The following is a 15,948-nucleotide window of genomic DNA, read 5'->3' on the forward strand; positions in this document are numbered from 1 at the left end:
ACATGGCACAGGCCGCAAAAAAAGTGCGGCGTGTGCGGGACAGGGTGGCGCGATTGGCTGCTGTTTGCGGGGTCGCGATGGGGGCAAATGTGCTTGTCGCACAGGGCCTTGCCGATCCCGCCACACATGATCCGGCACCGCAACAAGCCGACGACGCGGCATCACATGTGCTGTCGCCCCAGGCGCTGCGCGTGGCTGCGGCAGAGGCCTTGCGCGTGGGTCAAGCGCGCCAGGCGCTGCGCTTTTCCACAGCGCTGACCCAGCGGGACACATCCGATCACACCGCCTGGATGCTGAAAAGCCAGGCGTTGCGCGATGTGGGTGATTTTCGCGAGGCAATACATGCTGCCCGTACGGCCTGGTCATTGTCAGAGAAGGACGAGGACCGCTTTGCCGCTGCCATGATCATGGCGCAAGCGTTGTCGTCGGATGGCAAGCGGACGCGCGCGCAGCTGTGGCTGCGTCGGGCCGGGCAACATGCACCCACCGCAAACCATGAAGCGCTGGCCAAGGACCGGTTCCGCTATGTTCAAAGCCGGAACCCGTGGCGCACCGACTTGTCATTTACCCTGGCCCCGACATCGAATGTGAACAATGGCAGTTCGAAAGAGACAACGCAGCCAGGCTATGCGTTGGCAGAAATTATCGAAGTGCTATTGGGGGTCCCGGTAGAACAAGTAGCAACTGCGCTAGATGGCGACGCACAAGCCTTGTCCGGGCTGGAATACGGGGTCAATGGAACAACGCGCTACCGGTTCAGGCAAACAGATCAAGTTGCGCAAGACGTGTTTTTTCGCGGCAGCTACCGCACCTATGTCCTGTCGGACAGTGCAAGAAGGCAGGCCCCGAACTCTTCTGGATCAGACTTTGCCGTCGGCAGCGCAGAAATCGGCTATGCTTTCACACATATTGCGTCGGACGGCAAGGCGCGCAACAGCCTCGCATTTTCCGTTGGCCAGTCCTGGTTTGGAGGCGAGGAAAACAGCAGCTTTGCCACCGCCAATGTCGGCCGCATAACGCGCCTGAACGAACGCACACACCTGCGTCTATCAGCCAATCTGAGAGAAGTGGTCGGACAGCAGACTGCGGACGAGACTAGGATCGGAGTTTCGGCTGGCGTGATCAGATCGCTATCAAACGGAGCACGCCTTGACCTGTCTATAGGTGTCGCGGAAACGACATCACCGGTAGAACCGGCCGAATTTGAAGAGTTCAGCCTTTCTGCAGGTTACAGTCCAGCGAAAAAAATCATGGGTACGAAGTTCAATTTTGGCGTAACAGCGCAGATGCGCGATTATGACGTGTCACCCTTTGACCGTGCGGGCCGCGAGGATCTGTCGATTTTTGCGACAGCCACTGCCACATTCACGAATGTTGATTACTACGGCTTCAACCCGACCGTGACGTTGCGCGGACGGGCCACCGGCTCCAACATCAACCGCTACGACGTGAACCAGGTCACGCTGGGCGTTGGTATCAGTTCATCCTTCTGAACGCCTGTTTGTGATTGCCATCCGTCTCGACAGCGCGGGTCGGCGTGCTAGGCTTGCGGTGACTGTGACAAAGGGAGCGCTGCGATGGCACTGACATATCTGCACACAATGGTTCGGGTCAAAGACCTGGAGGCGTCGATGGCGTTTTATAAGCTGCTGGGGCTGGAAGAGACTCGGCGCCATGACAGCGAAGGCGGGCGGTTTTCGCTGATCTTCATGGCGCCGCCGGATCAGCCCGAGTGTCCGGTTGAACTGACCTACAACTGGGATGGCGATGACGAATTGCCCAGCGACAGCCGGCATTTTGGTCACCTCGCCTACCGCGTCGACAATATTTACGAGATGTGTCAGCACCTTATGGACAATGGTGTGACCATCAACCGTCCGCCGCGCGACGGGCACATGGCCTTTGTCCGGTCGCCCGACAACGTCTCGATTGAGCTTTTGCAGGCGGGTGACGCCCTGCCCGCACAAGAGCCGTGGGCGAGCATGGAAAACACGGGCCATTGGTAAGACCTGCGGTCTGTTTGGCCTTGTGCGTCGCGGCATCCCCTGCCGCGGCGTGCAGGTTGGCGCTGCTGTTGGCGCTCGACGTGTCGTCTTCGGTCGATGCGACAGAAGACCAGTTGCAGCGCGGCGGTCTGGTGGCGGCGCTGACTGCGCCAGAGGTGCGGGCCGCGTTCTTTGCCACCGATGATCCGGTGGCCTTGGCCGTGTACGAGTGGTCGGGCCGGTATAATCAGGAAGTGGTGCTGGACTGGACGCTGATCGACGGCCCTGCGGCGTTGTTGGACGCGGCGGAGACTGTCGCCGCAAGCAAGCGGTCACATAACGAGTTTCCCACAGCGATGGGCTATGCGTTGGGCTTTGGGGCCGAGATGCTGGGGCGCGCGCCGGAGTGTCTGTATCGCACCATCGACATGGCGGGCGACGGGCAGAACAACGAAGGGTTTGGGCCGCAACTGGCCTACCGCGAGTTTCCCTTTGATGAGGTGACGGTGAACGGGCTGGTGGTGAACGCGGCAGAGTTTACGTCCGAGACCATGCTGATCGAGTTTTATGAGCGCGAGGTGTTGCGCGGACCCGGTGCGTTTCTGGAGGTGGCGCAGGGGTTTGAGGACTATGAGCGCGCCATGCGCCGGAAGCTGGAGCGTGAGTTGACGCCGCCCATCATTGGCAGCCTCGACACCGGACAGCGCGGCGGATGAGGACGGCGGCGCTGATCATGGCCTGTTGTGCGGGGATGATCGGTGCCAGCGCGCAGGGGGCCTGTCGGCAGGCGCTGGCGCTGGGGTTGGATGTGTCGGGGTCGGTTGATGCGCTGGAGTACCAGTTGCAGATGGACGGGCTGGCCGAGGCGCTGGACAGCGGTCGGGTACGGCAGGCCCTGTTGCAGATGCCATCGGCGCCGGTGCACCTGCTGGTGTACGAGTGGAGCGGGCCCGAAGACCCGGCCGTGATCCTGCCCTGGACGGCCATTGACAGCGCACCGGCCCTGGACGCCGTGATCGGACATTTGCGCGCGACCGAGCGGCGGCAGGCCAGTCCTGGGACCGCGCTGGGTCTGGCCATGCGCGAGGGTGTGGCGCATCTGATGGAGCGGACGGACTGCTGGAAGCTGACGCTGGACATCTCCGGCGACGGGAAGTCGAACCTTGGGATCAGGCCCGCGGATGTAAAGCCGGAGGTGGAGGCCACGGGCATCACCATCAATGCGCTGGTCATTGGTGCCGATGCGCCCAGCTTTGGTGATGCGCGGCAGGCGGAGATTTCGGAACTGTCCGCCTATTTCCAGAACAATGTCATCGTCGGCTCTGACAGCTTTGTGGAGACCGCGCTGGGGTTCGAGGACTATGCCGCCGCCATGGCTCGCAAGCTGGAGCGCGAGTTGGAAACGCTTATTCTGGGCAAGGGCCCCCTGCCCCAGTTTCCCGATGCGCCCCCTGCCGCTGATGCGGCGCAATCATTGGAGTAGCCGTCAGTAGATATAGCGGATCTGGTCGGTCCAGTACCGTTCCATCCGCTTGAGCGATGCGGTGATGTCGATGATCCCTTCGGGGCCGAGCACACCCTTGGATTGCAGCCCTTCGGCGTGACGCAGGAACAGTTCGTTCACCACGTCGCGGATCTTGCGCCCCTTGTCGGTCAGCTTGACACGGACCGAGCGGCGGTCAATCTCGCACCGTTGGTGGTGCATGTAGCCCATTTCGACCAGCTTCTTGAGGTTGTAGCTGACATTGGAGCCCTGGTAGTAGCCGCGGCTTTTCAGCTCGCCTGCCGTCACCTCGTTGTCGCCGATGTTGAACAGCAAGAGCGCCTGCACCGCGTTGATTTCCAGCACGCCGACACGCTCAAACTCGTCCTTGATGACGTCGAGCAGCAGTCTGTGCAACCGCTCCACCAGCGACAGCGCCTCAAGATACCCGACCATGAAGCCCGCGTTTGCTGCGTTTCGTTCGGCCACCCCGGGGACCTGGCCAATGGGGTCCTGAATGCTCATCCGTCTTCTCCGACCTGATCTGCTCAGATCAGAAGATGCGGATGATTCGGAAATATTCAGTTAAATGCTGCAGAGCCCTTATTTTTCGGGCTGAAACGTGCGTGAGACGTCTTCGATCAGGGCGGCGATATGGTCCGGCGCGGCCTCTTGCCCCGTCACCCAGCGATAGAGATCCTGATCGTTTTCGTTCAGCATCGCGTCATAGGTATCAAGCTCGGCATCCGTCATGTCCGCCAGATGACGGCCCGCATAGGTCGACAGGATCAGGTCCATTTCCTTGATCCCGCGGCGCATGGAGCGCATGTGCAGCCGCTTGAGCCGGTGTTCGCGCAGTTCCTCAGACATCGGAGGGTGCCTGCATCGCGGCGCGGAGTTTCTTTTCCAGACGGCCCAGTTGCTCGGCCCGCGCCAGCATGTCGGAGCGCATGTCGCGCACTTCGGTCAGCAGGTCGCGCATGTCCGCGGTCAGCGGCTCTTCTTCGACCGGTGCATCCAGCCCTTCGCCTTCGCCGTTGATCAGCCACATCATCGACACGTTCAGCAGCCCGGCCATCATCGACAGGCGGTTGGCACGCGGCTCGCTCAGGTCATCTTCCCACGAGCGCAGGGTCGCCAGACGCACACCCAGCCGCTTGGCCAATTGCTTTTGCGTCATGCCCGCCTGTTCGCGGGCGCCTGCCACACGGTCGCCAAAGGTTGCCGCCTCGGCGCTATACCAGCCCTGTAGATCGTCCATGTGGTCTTCTCCTTCGTGGTCCTGGCGCTTGATTGCGCGGGGGCTGCCGCCTATGAGGGGCTGGATACCGCGCTAGCACCCAGAGGCCAACATGACATTCCTTTCCGCGACACTCGACCGCGTCAAACCGTCCCCGACTGTCGCCCTGACGGGCCAAGTGGCTGCCCTGAAAGCGCAGGGCAAGGACATCATCGGCCTGGGTGCGGGCGAGCCGGATTTCGACACGCCGCAGAATATCAAGGACGCCGCCGTGGTGGCCATCGCGCTTGGCAAGACGAAGTATACCCCCGTCGATGGAATTCCAGAGCTGAAGCAGGCCATCGTCGATAAATTCAAGCGGGACAACGGGTTGGAGTATACGACTGCCCAAGTCACCGTGGGCACGGGCGGCAAACAGATCCTGTACAACGCGCTGATGGCAACGCTGAACGAGGGCGACGAGGTTGTCATCCCCGCCCCCTATTGGGTGAGCTACCCGGACATGGTCCTGCTCGCAGGCGGCACGCCTGTGGTGGCCGAGGCGTCGTTGCAGACCGGGTTCAAGCTGACCGCCGATCAGCTGGAATCCGCCATCACGGACAAGACCAAGTGGCTGATTTTCAACTCGCCCTCGAACCCAACGGGCGCAGGATACACCCGCGAGGAGCTGAAAGAGATCACCGATGTGCTGATGCGGCACCCGCATGTGTGGGTGATGACGGACGATATGTATGAACACCTCGTCTATGACGATTTCGAGTTCACGACCCCGGCACAGATCGAGCCGCGTCTCTATGATCGCACCTTGACGGTCAACGGCGTGAGCAAAGCCTATGCCATGACCGGATGGCGCATCGGCTATGCGGCGGGCCCCGAAGAGTTGATCAAGGCGATGCGCAAGGTGCAGTCGCAATCGACCTCGAACCCTTGTTCGATCAGCCAACATGCCGCCGTCGAGGCGCTGAACGGCACGCAGGACTTCATCGCGCCAAACAACGAGGTCTTCAAGCGTCGCCGCGATCTGGTCGTCGACATGCTGAATGCGGCCGAGGGCATCGCCTGCCCGGTGCCGGACGGGGCATTCTATGTCTATCCGTCCATCGCGGGCTGCATCGGAAAGACATCCGCCGGGGGCGTAAAGATCGAGAATGACGAGGATTTTTGCACCGCCCTGCTGGAAGAGACCGGCGTGGCCGTCGTGTTCGGTGCCGCCTTTGGACTATCGCCGAACTTCCGCGTCAGCTACGCTACCTCGGACGAGGCCCTGAAAGAGGCCTGCACCCGCATTCAGACATTCTGTGCGGGGCTTACATAACGAGGGTTGGTATATGGGCGCGGAGCTTCCTGACTATTATTTCCGTGTGCGCGAAAATGGGGCGGCCGTGTTTCGGGTCGATACCGAAAACCGGCAGCGCCGGATCGAGATGGACCAGATCGCGGTCATCAATATCCGCAATGGAGAGATCAAGCCGCATGGCGACAGAACCCTGTCGCCGGAGGATTTGGCGCGGATCGAGGCGTGGATGGAAGAGCGCGCTGACGTGCTGGCCCATCGTGACATCGACGACATTCACCGGGCGGTGGATTACCTGAACCTGACGACGCAATGGGCGCAAAGCCGGGCGACGGATGATCAGTTGGAGAATGTGACCGATGCGCTGCTGCTGGCCATGCACGACCTACGGTCGGTGCTGGTGCGCAAGAAGGCTGACCGGTTGATCAAGGGCTGACGGGACGGCGGGCGGGGCGTCTTTCCGCCCCTCTTTACGGGGCGGGAACAGCGCCCGATCCGACCGGGCCGCGCAATCTGGGCACGGACACGGTCCAGAAGCGGATCATCAGCGCAACACCTGCACAGGCGAGACCAAAGACAAGGCCGAGCCAGACGCCGACCCCTTCCCAGCCCAGGACAAAGCCCAGAACATAGGACGCGGGCATACCGACCAGCCAGTAGGAGACGGCGGCCAGCACCATGGGCACCTTCGTGTCTTGCACGCCGCGCAGCAGCCCCAGCGCAATCACCTGCGCCCCATCCACGAGTTGGAAGAGGGCCGCGAGGGCCAAGAGCACGATCCCGATCTCAAGGATCTGGTCGCGGGCAGGTTCGTCCCGTTCCATGAACAGCGAAATCAGCGGCTCGGGCAGCGCGATGAACAGGATGATCGTCGCAAGTGCCATGGCGAGGCTCATCACAATCACCGTGCGCGCGCCGCGCAGCATGTGATCGAGGTCGCCGCGCCCATAGGCGTTGCCTGCCCGGATTGTGGCGACATTGCTGAGCCCCAGGTGCACCATGAAGGTGATCGACGCCAATTGCAGCGCGATGTTGTGCGCCGCCAGCGGGATCGTGCCCAGCCAGCCCATCATGAAGGCCGAGGCCGCAAAGAGGCCCACTTCGCTGAGGTTGGTCAGCCCGATGGGCCAGCCGAGGCGGAAGACCCGCCCCAACATCTCCCAATCGGGGCGCCAGAAGCGTTTAAACAGCTGGTGTTGTGGCAGCGCGATCAGGGCGTAGCCGACGATCCCCGCCAGCATCACGAACTGGGTCAGAAGGGACGCCACCGCCGCCCCCGCGATGCCCCATGTCGGCGCCCCCCAGTTGCCGAAGATGAAAGCGTAGTTCGCAAATGCATTTGCAACAGCTGCGGCAAGCGTGATCCAGAGCACGATCTGTGTCCGCTCCAGTGCCGCGAGATAGCTTTTGATCGTCATCACCAAGAGCGCTGGCACGATGCCCCAGCCTGCGATGGAAAGATACTCCGCCCCCAGCTTTGCCACCTGATCCGTCTGCCCCAGCGCAAGCAGCACCCGTTCGGCCATCAGCATCACCGGCAAAGCGCACACCGCAAAGCCAAGGCTCAGCCAAATCCCCATGCGCGTGGCGCGCCGCAGGTTGGTTTCGTCTCCTTCAGCGTGGAAGGAGGCGACCATGGGCATGACCGCCCAGGCAAAGCCGGAGCCCATTAGGAACATCACGAAGAACAGGCTGCCTGCGACGCCGAGGGCTGCAAGCTCTTCCACCCCGTACCAGCCCAGCATGACCGTATCCGTGACGCCGATGGCCACCTGCCCCAGATGCCCGCCGATAAGCGGCAGACCGAGGACAAGGACCGCACGTGCGTGGGCCAGATATGACATCTGTGTTGTGGACATACTTCACCCTTACGCCTGCTTTTTGGGCAAGGGAAGACCTCGCGTGATGCGTGCGACGGGATGTTTAAAGCAGCGGCAGCACAAGGGCTGTGGCGATGAGGGCAATCAGGGCACCGGCGGCGGCCTCGATCAGTGCCATGGCGCGCACGGCCCCTGTGCCGGACCAGCCTGCAAGGACAGATTGCCGGGCCCCGACAGCGGCCAGCGCCACCAGCACCGTCACGCTGGCTGTGCCCAGTCCCATGACGATGGCCCCCGCGATGCCTGCCCATGGGATGCCCAGCCCAAAGCACAGGATCAGCAGGAACACAGCCCCGGTGCAGGGCCGGATCGCGATGGACCCGATGATGGCCGCTGCATCCCGCAGGGAGGTGACGGCTGCCGCCTGTGCAGGTGTTGGCGCGTGGGCGTGGCCGCAGCTGCTGCAATGCCCGTGGTCGTCGATGTGGTGATGATGATGATGTGTGTTCGCCTTGGCCCCCCGGGTGCGGCGCAGGCCGCGCACCATTAGCCATAGCCCAACAAGGGCGATGGCGATGTAGCTTGCGGGGGCGAGGACCTTGTCCGCGGTGTCCGTCATCTCGGTCCGCCCCCAGCCGAGGACAAAGGCGCCCAGCGACACCAGCAGGATGGCCGTTGCCGCTTGCGCCAGAGAGGACAGGACCGCCAGCAAAGACAGACGCCGCGCGGTGACCCGTTCCGCAGCGCCGTAGCCGCCGATCACCAGCTTGCCGTGGCCGGGGCCTGCGGCATGAAAGAACCCGTAGGCCCCGCAGAGGCCCATGAGCGCGAGCCACGCGCCCGGCTCGCCCGCGCGCACGGCCCGCAGGCCACCGGCGAGGGCGTTCTGCGTGTCACGCTGCTGGGCCGCAGCCCATTGGCCAATATCGGACACGCCCCCAAAGCCAAAGAGCCAGAGCAGCGTGCCGCCGATCACGAGGCAGGCGGAAATCCTCAGCCAGAGCATGAGAGCGTGACCGTGTCAGCAAAGGCTTCGCCGACTTCGGGAAAGGTGTCTTCGACCTCGGCCGCGGGGGTGGCGTAGAGCAACTCTTCGACCAGCGTATAGGCAGCATCGAGGTCCGCACGCTGGATTGCCGCGTTGCACGGGCCATCGACGGCCACAGGAGCGATCAGATCGTAGGCGGTGTAAAAGGTCGGGTCATAGGCCTTGAGCACAAGGCCCTCTGCCCTGCCCTCGGCGGGCCGAAAATGCACTGTGGTGATCCGCCCGGCATCGACCGAGACGCCCCGGCCCTGCGGTTTGCCAAGCGTGACCGGCGTGCCGTTGCGCAGCGCATAGCTGTCGCCCTCGAACCCAGGTATCCATTGCAGATCAAAGCCATCCAGCCGCTTCAATTCGCTGGGTGTCAGCTGACCGTCACCATCCTGGTCCAGGCCGTAATCCGTCAGCAAAAGCAGGGAATAGAAGTCGTCATAGGTCCACTGCACCTCGACCCCCTCAAAAGTGCCGTCATCGCCGACCATCACCCGCAGCTTGGTGTCGATAAACACATGCGGGTGCGCCGACGGCAGGGTCGCGGGCCAGGCAAAAACTGCGGCAAGAGCTAAGGAGCGGACAAAACGCATGGGACCAGATTTAGGCACAGACCGGTGCGGCCTCAACCCCGTTTCGGCATTTGGGCAAAGCCGCGCTTCTGCCAGAACTGTCAAATTCATCACAAGACATTGCTTGCACTGGAAAATGGCTCTGTCACTGTGGCACTGTAGCGAGTGACTATGTTACCATAGGTTGAATCTTGTTAAAGGGCATTTGGATGACCGTTCCTCGCACCCCGGGTCTGGCAATTGCCGCCACGTTGGCGGCCGCTGGCGCCTGGGCCAACCCCATTGATCAGATCCGGCCTGACGCCCCCGAACTGGCCCCTTATGGTCCGCTGCCGGTCGGCGTGCAAACATTGGAGGTCACGGTCCCCGAAAGCATTGATATCCTCAATGTCGAGGAAGGTGTCATTCCCAGATATGACCGCCCCCTGACGCTTGAGGTCTGGTACCCGGCGGCGGAGGGCACCGAGCCCGGCGAGGCCTACACAGCGATGATGCGCGACGGCGTGACCGAAGTGACCCTTACCGGCAGGGCCGCCCGTGACGCGGACCCGGCGACCGGCACGCGCTATCCGCTGATCATCATCAGCCACGGCTATCCCGGCAACCGCTACCTGATGAGCCATTTGGGCGAAAACCTGGCCTCGAAAGGTTATGTCACGGTTTCGATCGACCATACCGACAGCACCTATTCGGATCAGGCGGCCTTTGGCTCGACACTGTATAACCGGCCCTTGGACCAGGCCTTTACCCTCGACCATATGGCTGCGTTGGAGGGCCCCTTGGGCGATATCATTGATGCCGAGAACACCGGTGTCATCGGATATTCCATGGGCGGCTATGGGGCGCTGATCTTTGGCGGTGCCGGGGTCACCAAAGCCTCGACCGAGTTCAGCTGGGGTGCCCCGGGCGGGTTGCTTGAAGTGCATCTTGAACAGTCGGAGACCCACGAGGCGCTGCTGGACAGCCGGGTCAAGGCTATCATTGCGGTGGGTCCGTGGGGCAACAATGCAGGGTTCTGGGACGCAAGCGGTGTCGCCGATCTGCGGGTGCCCACGCTGTTCATGGCGGGCAGTGACGATGATGTGTCCGTTTACGATGCGATGCGCGCCTTTTTCACCGGCGCGGCTGGCACGGACCGGCATTTGCTGACCTTTGACTATGCCAACCACAATGCTGCCGCCCCAATGCCTGCGCCCAAGGAAAGCTGGCAGCCGGTTGAGGGCCTCGAATTCGTGCCGTTTGAACACTATGCGGATGCGGTGTGGGACACGACGCGCATGAACAACATCGCCCAGCATTTCGCGACCGCCTTTATGGGACTGCATTTGAAAAGCGACACCGAGAAGGCGGAGTATCTTGAGCTGGTGCCCAATGCCGCCGACGGGATCGTTGCCGTGGACAATGCGGGCGAGCCGACCGAAGACCACACCTATTGGAAGGGCTTTGCCCCCCGCACAGCAAAGGGCCTGCGGTTCGAGACGCTTCCCAAGGGCCAGTGATGCAGGTGGCGACCCGCACACTTGGCGGGCATGAGTTTAAAGTCCGCAGTTGGGGTGATCCGGCGCTGCCGATGATCCTGATGTTGCATGGGTTTCCCGAATATGGGGGCGCCTGGGACGAGGTCGCGACCCGGTTGTCGGATCGCTACCACTGCGTGGCACCCGACCAGCGCGGATATGGCGCGAGCTATGCCCCGGATGACGTGGGTGCCTATGCCACGTCGAAACTGGTGGGTGACATGGCGGCCCTGATTGGCGATCGGGGTCCGGTCATCGTCATGGGCCATGATTGGGGCGCGTCCGTCGCCTATGGTCTGGCCATGTTCCGCCCCGATCTGGTGTCGCGCCTGATCATCGCCAATGGTGTGCATCCCGTGCCGTTTCAGCGGGCCATGGCCGCGGGCGGTGCGCAATCCGAGGCGTCGCAATACATCAATTTTCTGCGCAGCCCGGGGTCGGAAGATGCCTTGGCCGCCGATGATTTTGACAAGCTGTTGAAGCTGTTTTCCGCCAAGATGGACATGTCCTGGCTGCATGGGGACCGGTTGGAGGCTTATAAGGCCGTTTGGCGGCAGTCGGAGCTGAAGGGGATGATCCACTGGTACCGCGCCTCGCCCCTGATCGTGGCGGACCCGGGTGTGCCCGTGGAGATGCCCGACCTGCCGCTGGAGCGGTTGCAGGTGCGTTGTCCGCATCTGCTGATCTGGGCGGATGGCGACACGGCGCTGCTGCCGGTATCGACCGAGGGATTGGAGGCGTTTGCCCCCGAGCTGACGCGCGCGCATGTGGCGGACGCAGATCACTGGCTGTTGCATCAGCAACCGGACGAGGTTGCGCGGATCATACGGGACTGGCTGGACTAGCCAACAGACTTCACAGACGCATCCGTTCGCGTCATAGTCGTGCGCATATTTCGCAGCGACGGACCATTTCAGTGACCCATAGATACGATATTGCACGCGCGGCCCAGATGGTCGAAGCCTCCTACCTTTTGTTCAAGCGCCGCCCGCCCCGTACGTCGCTGGATACGAGTGTGAAGGACACGCTGGACAAGAACCACGTACAGGCTGTCTTTCTAAAGCAGAACATTCTGCTGATCCCCGGGTCGAACTCGGTCGCCGATTATATGAAGTTCAACCTTCGTGTTCTGAATTTTGGCGGCAAGAAGTACCGTTTGAACGACGAGTTGACCGAAAAGTGGGGTGCCCATGATGTAATCTGGCATCAGGGGTTCATGCGCCATGCCAAGGTGATTGCCGACTGGATGCAGAAGAACCGCTATCGTCCCAAATACATCATTGGCCACTCGCTGGGGGCGGCGGCGACACAGATCCTGGTGCGCACCCATGACGTTCCGGGCATCGCCTTTGCCGCGCCGCGCGTGACGCGGGGGATCGTGCAACCGGCGCCCGCCTCGAAATGCCTGTGCCTGAACCGCAATGACGACCGGGTGTGCGACCTGCCCTCAAGCTTTCAGCATCTAGGCGAGGTGCATGCCGGTGAAGGCGAGCGCAAGTTCCTGCGTTTTGATCATCAGATGGACAGGTATCAGGAGATGGTGACTGCGCAACAGGCAGCGGGCGTGCTTGGCACCCACTGGCCTGCCTGATCACTCTTTCCCCGTCTGATCCGCTCTGGCATAGTGGCCGCCAATCAACAAAGAGCAGCTGCCATGACCGACCTTCTGAGCGGGACACCCAAGTCTTCCGACTATGACGCATCCTCGATCCAGGTGTTGGAGGACATGGAGCACGTGCGCCTGCGCCCCGGCATGTATATCGGGGGCAAGGACGACCGCGCGCTGCACCATATGGTGGCGGAGATCATCGACAACTCGATGGATGAGGCCGTAGCCGGGCATGCCACGTGGATCGAGGTGGAACTGCACGAGAACGGGCATGTGTCGGTGCGCGACAATGGGCGTGGCATCCCCACCGATCCGCACCCAAAGGACCCTTCGAAATCGGCGCTTGAGATCATCTTCTGCACGCTGAACGCGGGCGGCAAGTTTTCCGGCGACAGCTATGAGACATCGGGTGGTTTGCACGGGGTTGGTTCGTCCGTCGTGAACGCCCTATCCGACCATCTGCGGGTCGAGGTGGCGCGGAACCGCGAGCTTTACGCGATGGAGTTCGCCCGGGGTGTGCCGCAGAGCAAGCTTGAGAAGGTCGGCGCGGCGCCCAACCGGCGCGGCACGGCGGTGACCTTCCATCCGGATGCGGAGATCTTTGGGTCGCTCAAGCTGAAGCCCGCCCGCCTGTTCAAGATGGCGCGGTCGAAGGCCTATCTGTTCTCGGGCGTGGAAATCCGCTGGAAATCCGGCATCGACGATGGGGAGACGCCGCGCGAGGCGACGTTCCACTTTCCCGGCGGTCTGTCCGACTACCTGACTGAAGCCTTGGGCGGGGCGACCACCTATTCGCAAGCCCCCTTTGCCGGGTCGGTGTCGTTCGAGAAGTTCCAGGTGCCGGGCAAAGTCGAATGGGCGATCAACTGGACGCCGTCGCGCGACGGGTTCATCCAGAGCTACTGTAACACAGTGCCCACGCCCGAGGGTGGTACGCACGAGGCCGGATTCTGGGCCGCGATCCTGAAGGGGATCAAGGCCTATGGCGAGTTGGTCAACAACAAGAAGGCCAGCACCATCACCCGCGAAGACCTGACCACCGGGGCCGGTGCGCTGGTGTCCTGCTTTATCCGCGAGCCTGAATTCGTGGGCCAGACCAAGGACCGGCTGGCCACGGTCGAGGCGCAGCGGATGGTCGAGAACTCGGTCCGCGACCATTTTGACAACTGGCTGGCCGCCGACACCAAATCTGCCGGGGCCATCCTTGATTTTCTGGTCCTGCGCGCTGAGGAACGGCTGCGCAGGAGGGCCGAGAAAGAAACACAACGCAAATCCGCCACTAAGAAACTACGGCTTCCCGGCAAATTGGTGGACTGCTCTTCTTCAACACGGGACGGCACGGAGTTATTCATTGTTGAAGGAGATTCTGCGGGCGGGTCGGCCAAGATGGCACGGGATCGCAAGACGCAGGCGCTGTTGCCGCTGCGCGGCAAGATCCTGAACGTGTTGGGCGCGGCGTCGTCCAAACTGGGCTCGAATGCCGAAATTTCTGATCTGACTCAGGCGCTTGGCGTGGGTCTTGGGGCGAAGTTCAACCTGGATGATCTGCGCTATGACAAGGTCATCATCATGACCGACGCGGATGTGGACGGCGCACATATCGCGGCACTTTTGATGACTTTTTTCTACACCCAGATGCGCCCCATGATCGATGCGGGGCACCTGTATCTCGCCTGCCCGCCCCTGTTCCGGCTGACGCAGGGCGCGCGCCGTGTCTATTGCCTTGATGAGATTGAGAAGAACGACCTGATGGAGCGCGGTTTGGGCGGCAAGGGCAAGATCGACGTCTCCCGCTTCAAGGGTCTGGGCGAGATGGACGCGAAGGACCTGAAGGACACCACCATGAACCCCGAGACACGCAAACTGATCCGCGTGTCGATTGACGAGGATGAACCGGGCGAGACCGGCGATCTGGTCGAGCGTTTGATGGGCAAGAAACCGGAGATGCGGTTTCAGTACATCCAGGAGAACGCGCGGTTTGTGGAGGAGTTGGATGTTTAGTCGACGTCCAAGGGCGGGTTATCCCTGTGTAGCCAACTGGGAAAACGTGTCCGATCCTGACTGCGTAACTCATCTAAAGCTCTGTAGTTTCGCTCTTCTAAGTACCTCTTTTTGTCGGACTTTAGATTCCGCCGCTCCCTTTGACCCAAGTAAAGTACCTCTAACATCCGCCGTTCGTCATTCAACGGCGGTATAGGATGTGTAATCAAAGTCGTGTCTAAATGCGTCGTTGATACATGCTTTAGCGTTTGAGCTATGGCGCCGAACGCAGCCTCTACTTTTGCTCGGCTGGCTTTCTCAAGTTTCGCATGGCCATCGCGATAGTCAAAATCCGAGTGAGCGATACGCTTGTTCGACCAATTTCTCGCAAAAGCAGCCAATTCGATGGACGTCTTCACTAAGCTTGCCAAAACTTGGTCATCAGGAAAACAAAACTTGCGAAGCCCTTGAACGGATACAGACTTAGTCCTTCGTCTTTCGTTGTTTGGGGGTTCATTCAGTTTCCGAATATTTAATAGCGTCCGCTCGAATAAAACTCGCTCGAGGGTATTTGCAGTTGGGCCAGAAACCTCGTTCAAGAGGTCTACAGTTTCCTCATTTGTTCCAAAAAGAGACCGATACAATCGCCATTCGACACGTGCCGAGAATAGGTCCTGCTTTACCAACTCCAAGTATTTTTCAGGATTCATCATCCTAGATTGTTTACACACATTAGCCATTCGAGAAAGCCCCGTCGACGGGCCGCGGTGCGACGATCCGGCCTCTCCGCAGCAGCGCTTTATGGTTGCAAGGTACATCTTCGATCCGAGCGACGCGCAGACATCAACCATATCGCCGTGCCCGGGGGGCGGCCCGGCGATCGGGCGGCGGCCTATGGCCTTGATTCCGCCCTCTGGTGCGCAGTTCTAATGAGGACAGAGGAGACACCGCATGGCTCTTCGTGTTGTGCAAACAAAAACGACGGAGGCTTTCGCCTCCGCCGGTACTCGCTAAGCCAACCTGGCCAACGTGGCCGGTGTTGCCTCTGTATGCTCCCTCAATGGTTAACGAGCGTTTACCAAAGCGGGGCATCTTCGGGGCATGTCAAAGGCGGCGGGGGACATACTCGTTAAGGGGGGACAAACGAAAAGGGCCCTCCGCCGCGCTGATCACCCCCGGGACGTCCAGACAACCGGGGGCGAACCCCATCAGATCGTGACGCCGACAATGGCCCACAGGCTCATCAGGCTGGCGAAGCCGAACAGGGTCGGCACAATGACTTTTGCCATCTCATCTTCTCCTTTCCAGGCAGGCCGGGAACCCGTGAGTGGTGGCCTGCGGTGCGGTCCGCGGAAGGTGTTTCCGCGATGATGGTTAAGACGTGGGGACGCCCCGTTGACACAAACACCCCC

17 protein-coding genes are annotated in these 15,948 nt (G+C 61.4%); 10 read left to right on the forward strand and 7 right to left on the reverse strand.

Going from position 1 to position 15,948, the window contains the following annotated elements; all coding sequences use genetic code 11:
- The first annotated feature begins 2 nt into the window (after nucleotides 1–2).
- From RA29_RS02215 to RA29_RS02230, 4 genes are all read left to right on the forward strand, one after another.
- Nucleotides 3–1,493 carry a tetratricopeptide repeat protein gene (locus RA29_RS02215; RefSeq protein ID WP_039682560.1) on the forward strand — a complete coding sequence of 497 codons (1,491 nt, stop codon included), beginning with the start codon at nucleotides 3–5 and terminating at the stop codon, nucleotides 1,491–1,493.
- A gap of 84 nt (nucleotides 1,494–1,577) precedes the next feature.
- Nucleotides 1,578–2,006 (forward strand): VOC family protein, encoded by a 429-nt coding sequence (locus tag RA29_RS02220; protein ID WP_039682562.1) that lies wholly within the window; start codon nucleotides 1,578–1,580, stop codon nucleotides 2,004–2,006.
- Complete coding sequence (locus RA29_RS02225; protein WP_039683809.1) at nucleotides 2,000–2,701, forward strand: DUF1194 domain-containing protein; 702 nt, start codon at nucleotides 2,000–2,002, stop codon at nucleotides 2,699–2,701. The genes RA29_RS02220 and RA29_RS02225 overlap by 7 nt, the downstream gene beginning before the upstream one ends.
- Nucleotides 2,698–3,468: a DUF1194 domain-containing protein gene (locus RA29_RS02230; protein WP_052249426.1), complete on the forward strand. Its 771-nt coding sequence runs from the start codon at nucleotides 2,698–2,700 to the stop codon at nucleotides 3,466–3,468. The genes RA29_RS02225 and RA29_RS02230 overlap by 4 nt, the downstream gene beginning before the upstream one ends.
- Nucleotides 3,469–3,471: 3 nt before the next feature.
- Here the strand turns inward: RA29_RS02230 and RA29_RS02235 are convergent, their stop codons facing one another.
- From RA29_RS02235 to RA29_RS02245, 3 genes are all read right to left on the reverse strand, one after another.
- The gene (locus RA29_RS02235; RefSeq protein ID WP_189799395.1) at nucleotides 3,472–3,924 is read right to left on the reverse strand and encodes a winged helix DNA-binding protein; all 453 of its coding nucleotides are present in this window, start codon (nucleotides 3,922–3,924) and stop codon (nucleotides 3,472–3,474) included.
- 147 nt (nucleotides 3,925–4,071) lie between these two features.
- Nucleotides 4,072–4,338 (reverse strand): succinate dehydrogenase assembly factor 2, encoded by a 267-nt coding sequence (locus RA29_RS02240; RefSeq protein ID WP_039682566.1) that lies wholly within the window; start codon nucleotides 4,336–4,338, stop codon nucleotides 4,072–4,074.
- On the reverse strand, nucleotides 4,331–4,729 hold the full coding sequence (locus RA29_RS02245) for a helix-turn-helix domain-containing protein (RefSeq protein ID WP_039682568.1): 399 nt from the start codon (nucleotides 4,727–4,729) through the stop codon (nucleotides 4,331–4,333). Before RA29_RS02245 ends, RA29_RS02240 begins: the two co-directional genes overlap by 8 nt.
- A gap of 91 nt (nucleotides 4,730–4,820) precedes the next feature.
- Here RA29_RS02245 and RA29_RS02250 point away from each other — a divergent pair, with 91 nt between their 5' ends.
- A complete protein-coding gene (locus RA29_RS02250) occupies nucleotides 4,821–6,023 on the forward strand; it encodes a pyridoxal phosphate-dependent aminotransferase (RefSeq protein ID WP_039682570.1) in 1,203 nt (400 codons plus the stop codon).
- 13 nt (nucleotides 6,024–6,036) lie between these two features.
- Nucleotides 6,037–6,438, forward strand: a complete 402-nt coding sequence (locus tag RA29_RS02255) for a hypothetical protein (protein WP_039682572.1) — start codon at nucleotides 6,037–6,039, stop codon at nucleotides 6,436–6,438.
- A gap of 34 nt (nucleotides 6,439–6,472) precedes the next feature.
- On the opposite strand, the gene RA29_RS02260 is transcribed toward RA29_RS02255, so the two are convergent.
- From RA29_RS02260 to RA29_RS02270, 3 genes are all read right to left on the reverse strand, one after another.
- Nucleotides 6,473–7,861, reverse strand: coding sequence for an MATE family efflux transporter (locus RA29_RS02260; protein ID WP_039682574.1), 1,389 nt, complete (start codon nucleotides 7,859–7,861; stop codon nucleotides 6,473–6,475).
- 64 nt (nucleotides 7,862–7,925) lie between these two features.
- Nucleotides 7,926–8,828: a membrane protein gene (locus RA29_RS02265; RefSeq protein WP_039682576.1), complete on the reverse strand. Its 903-nt coding sequence runs from the start codon at nucleotides 8,826–8,828 to the stop codon at nucleotides 7,926–7,928.
- A complete protein-coding gene (locus tag RA29_RS02270) occupies nucleotides 8,816–9,451 on the reverse strand; it encodes a DUF1007 family protein (protein WP_039682578.1) in 636 nt (211 codons plus the stop codon). Before RA29_RS02270 ends, RA29_RS02265 begins: the two co-directional genes overlap by 13 nt.
- 188 nt (nucleotides 9,452–9,639) lie before the next feature.
- Here RA29_RS02270 and RA29_RS02275 point away from each other — a divergent pair, with 188 nt between their 5' ends.
- From RA29_RS02275 to parE, 4 genes are all read left to right on the forward strand, one after another.
- Entirely contained in the window at nucleotides 9,640–10,929 is a 1,290-nt protein-coding gene (locus RA29_RS02275; protein WP_039682580.1) for an alpha/beta fold hydrolase, read from the forward strand.
- Complete coding sequence (locus RA29_RS02280) at nucleotides 10,929–11,792, forward strand: alpha/beta hydrolase (protein ID WP_039682582.1); 864 nt, start codon at nucleotides 10,929–10,931, stop codon at nucleotides 11,790–11,792. Before RA29_RS02275 ends, RA29_RS02280 begins: the two co-directional genes overlap by 1 nt.
- A gap of 71 nt (nucleotides 11,793–11,863) precedes the next feature.
- Nucleotides 11,864–12,538: a hypothetical protein gene (locus RA29_RS02285; RefSeq protein ID WP_152612900.1), complete on the forward strand. Its 675-nt coding sequence runs from the start codon at nucleotides 11,864–11,866 to the stop codon at nucleotides 12,536–12,538.
- 63 nt (nucleotides 12,539–12,601) lie between these two features.
- A complete protein-coding gene (parE, locus tag RA29_RS02290) occupies nucleotides 12,602–14,557 on the forward strand; it encodes a DNA topoisomerase IV subunit B (RefSeq protein WP_039682584.1) in 1,956 nt (651 codons plus the stop codon).
- Here parE and RA29_RS02295 read toward each other — a convergent pair.
- Nucleotides 14,554–15,249 (reverse strand): hypothetical protein, encoded by a 696-nt coding sequence (locus tag RA29_RS02295; protein ID WP_039682586.1) that lies wholly within the window; start codon nucleotides 15,247–15,249, stop codon nucleotides 14,554–14,556. The two genes, parE and RA29_RS02295, sit on opposite strands and share 4 nt — an antisense overlap.
- Nucleotides 15,250–15,948 lie beyond the last annotated feature (699 nt).

The organism is Tateyamaria sp. ANG-S1, from assembly GCF_000814025.1.
Lineage (GTDB): Bacteria > Pseudomonadota > Alphaproteobacteria > Rhodobacterales > Rhodobacteraceae > Tateyamaria.

Excerpts from the sequence above, each read along its gene's own strand:
- RA29_RS02215 (WP_039682560.1), top strand. The coding sequence starts at position 3 with ATGGCACAGGCCGCAAAAAAAGTGCGGCGTGTGCGGGACAGGGTGGCG.
- RA29_RS02220 (WP_039682562.1), top strand. The coding sequence starts at position 1,578 with ATGGCACTGACATATCTGCACACAATGGTTCGGGTCAAAGACCTGGAG.
- RA29_RS02230 (WP_052249426.1), top strand. The coding sequence starts at position 2,698 with ATGAGGACGGCGGCGCTGATCATGGCCTGTTGTGCGGGGATGATCGGT.
- RA29_RS02235 (WP_189799395.1), bottom strand. The coding sequence starts at position 3,924 with ATGGTCGGGTATCTTGAGGCGCTGTCGCTGGTGGAGCGGTTGCACAGA.
- RA29_RS02240 (WP_039682566.1), bottom strand. The coding sequence starts at position 4,338 with ATGTCTGAGGAACTGCGCGAACACCGGCTCAAGCGGCTGCACATGCGC.
- RA29_RS02245 (WP_039682568.1), bottom strand. The coding sequence starts at position 4,729 with ATGGACGATCTACAGGGCTGGTATAGCGCCGAGGCGGCAACCTTTGGC.
- RA29_RS02250 (WP_039682570.1), top strand. The coding sequence starts at position 4,821 with ATGACATTCCTTTCCGCGACACTCGACCGCGTCAAACCGTCCCCGACT.
- RA29_RS02255 (WP_039682572.1), top strand. The coding sequence starts at position 6,037 with ATGGGCGCGGAGCTTCCTGACTATTATTTCCGTGTGCGCGAAAATGGG.
- RA29_RS02260 (WP_039682574.1), bottom strand. The coding sequence starts at position 7,861 with ATGTCCACAACACAGATGTCATATCTGGCCCACGCACGTGCGGTCCTT.
- RA29_RS02265 (WP_039682576.1), bottom strand. The coding sequence starts at position 8,828 with ATGCTCTGGCTGAGGATTTCCGCCTGCCTCGTGATCGGCGGCACGCTG.
- RA29_RS02270 (WP_039682578.1), bottom strand. The coding sequence starts at position 9,451 with ATGCGTTTTGTCCGCTCCTTAGCTCTTGCCGCAGTTTTTGCCTGGCCC.
- RA29_RS02275 (WP_039682580.1), top strand. The coding sequence starts at position 9,640 with ATGACCGTTCCTCGCACCCCGGGTCTGGCAATTGCCGCCACGTTGGCG.
- RA29_RS02280 (WP_039682582.1), top strand. The coding sequence starts at position 10,929 with ATGCAGGTGGCGACCCGCACACTTGGCGGGCATGAGTTTAAAGTCCGC.
- parE (WP_039682584.1), top strand. The coding sequence starts at position 12,602 with ATGACCGACCTTCTGAGCGGGACACCCAAGTCTTCCGACTATGACGCA.
- RA29_RS02295 (WP_039682586.1), bottom strand. The coding sequence starts at position 15,249 with ATGATGAATCCTGAAAAATACTTGGAGTTGGTAAAGCAGGACCTATTC.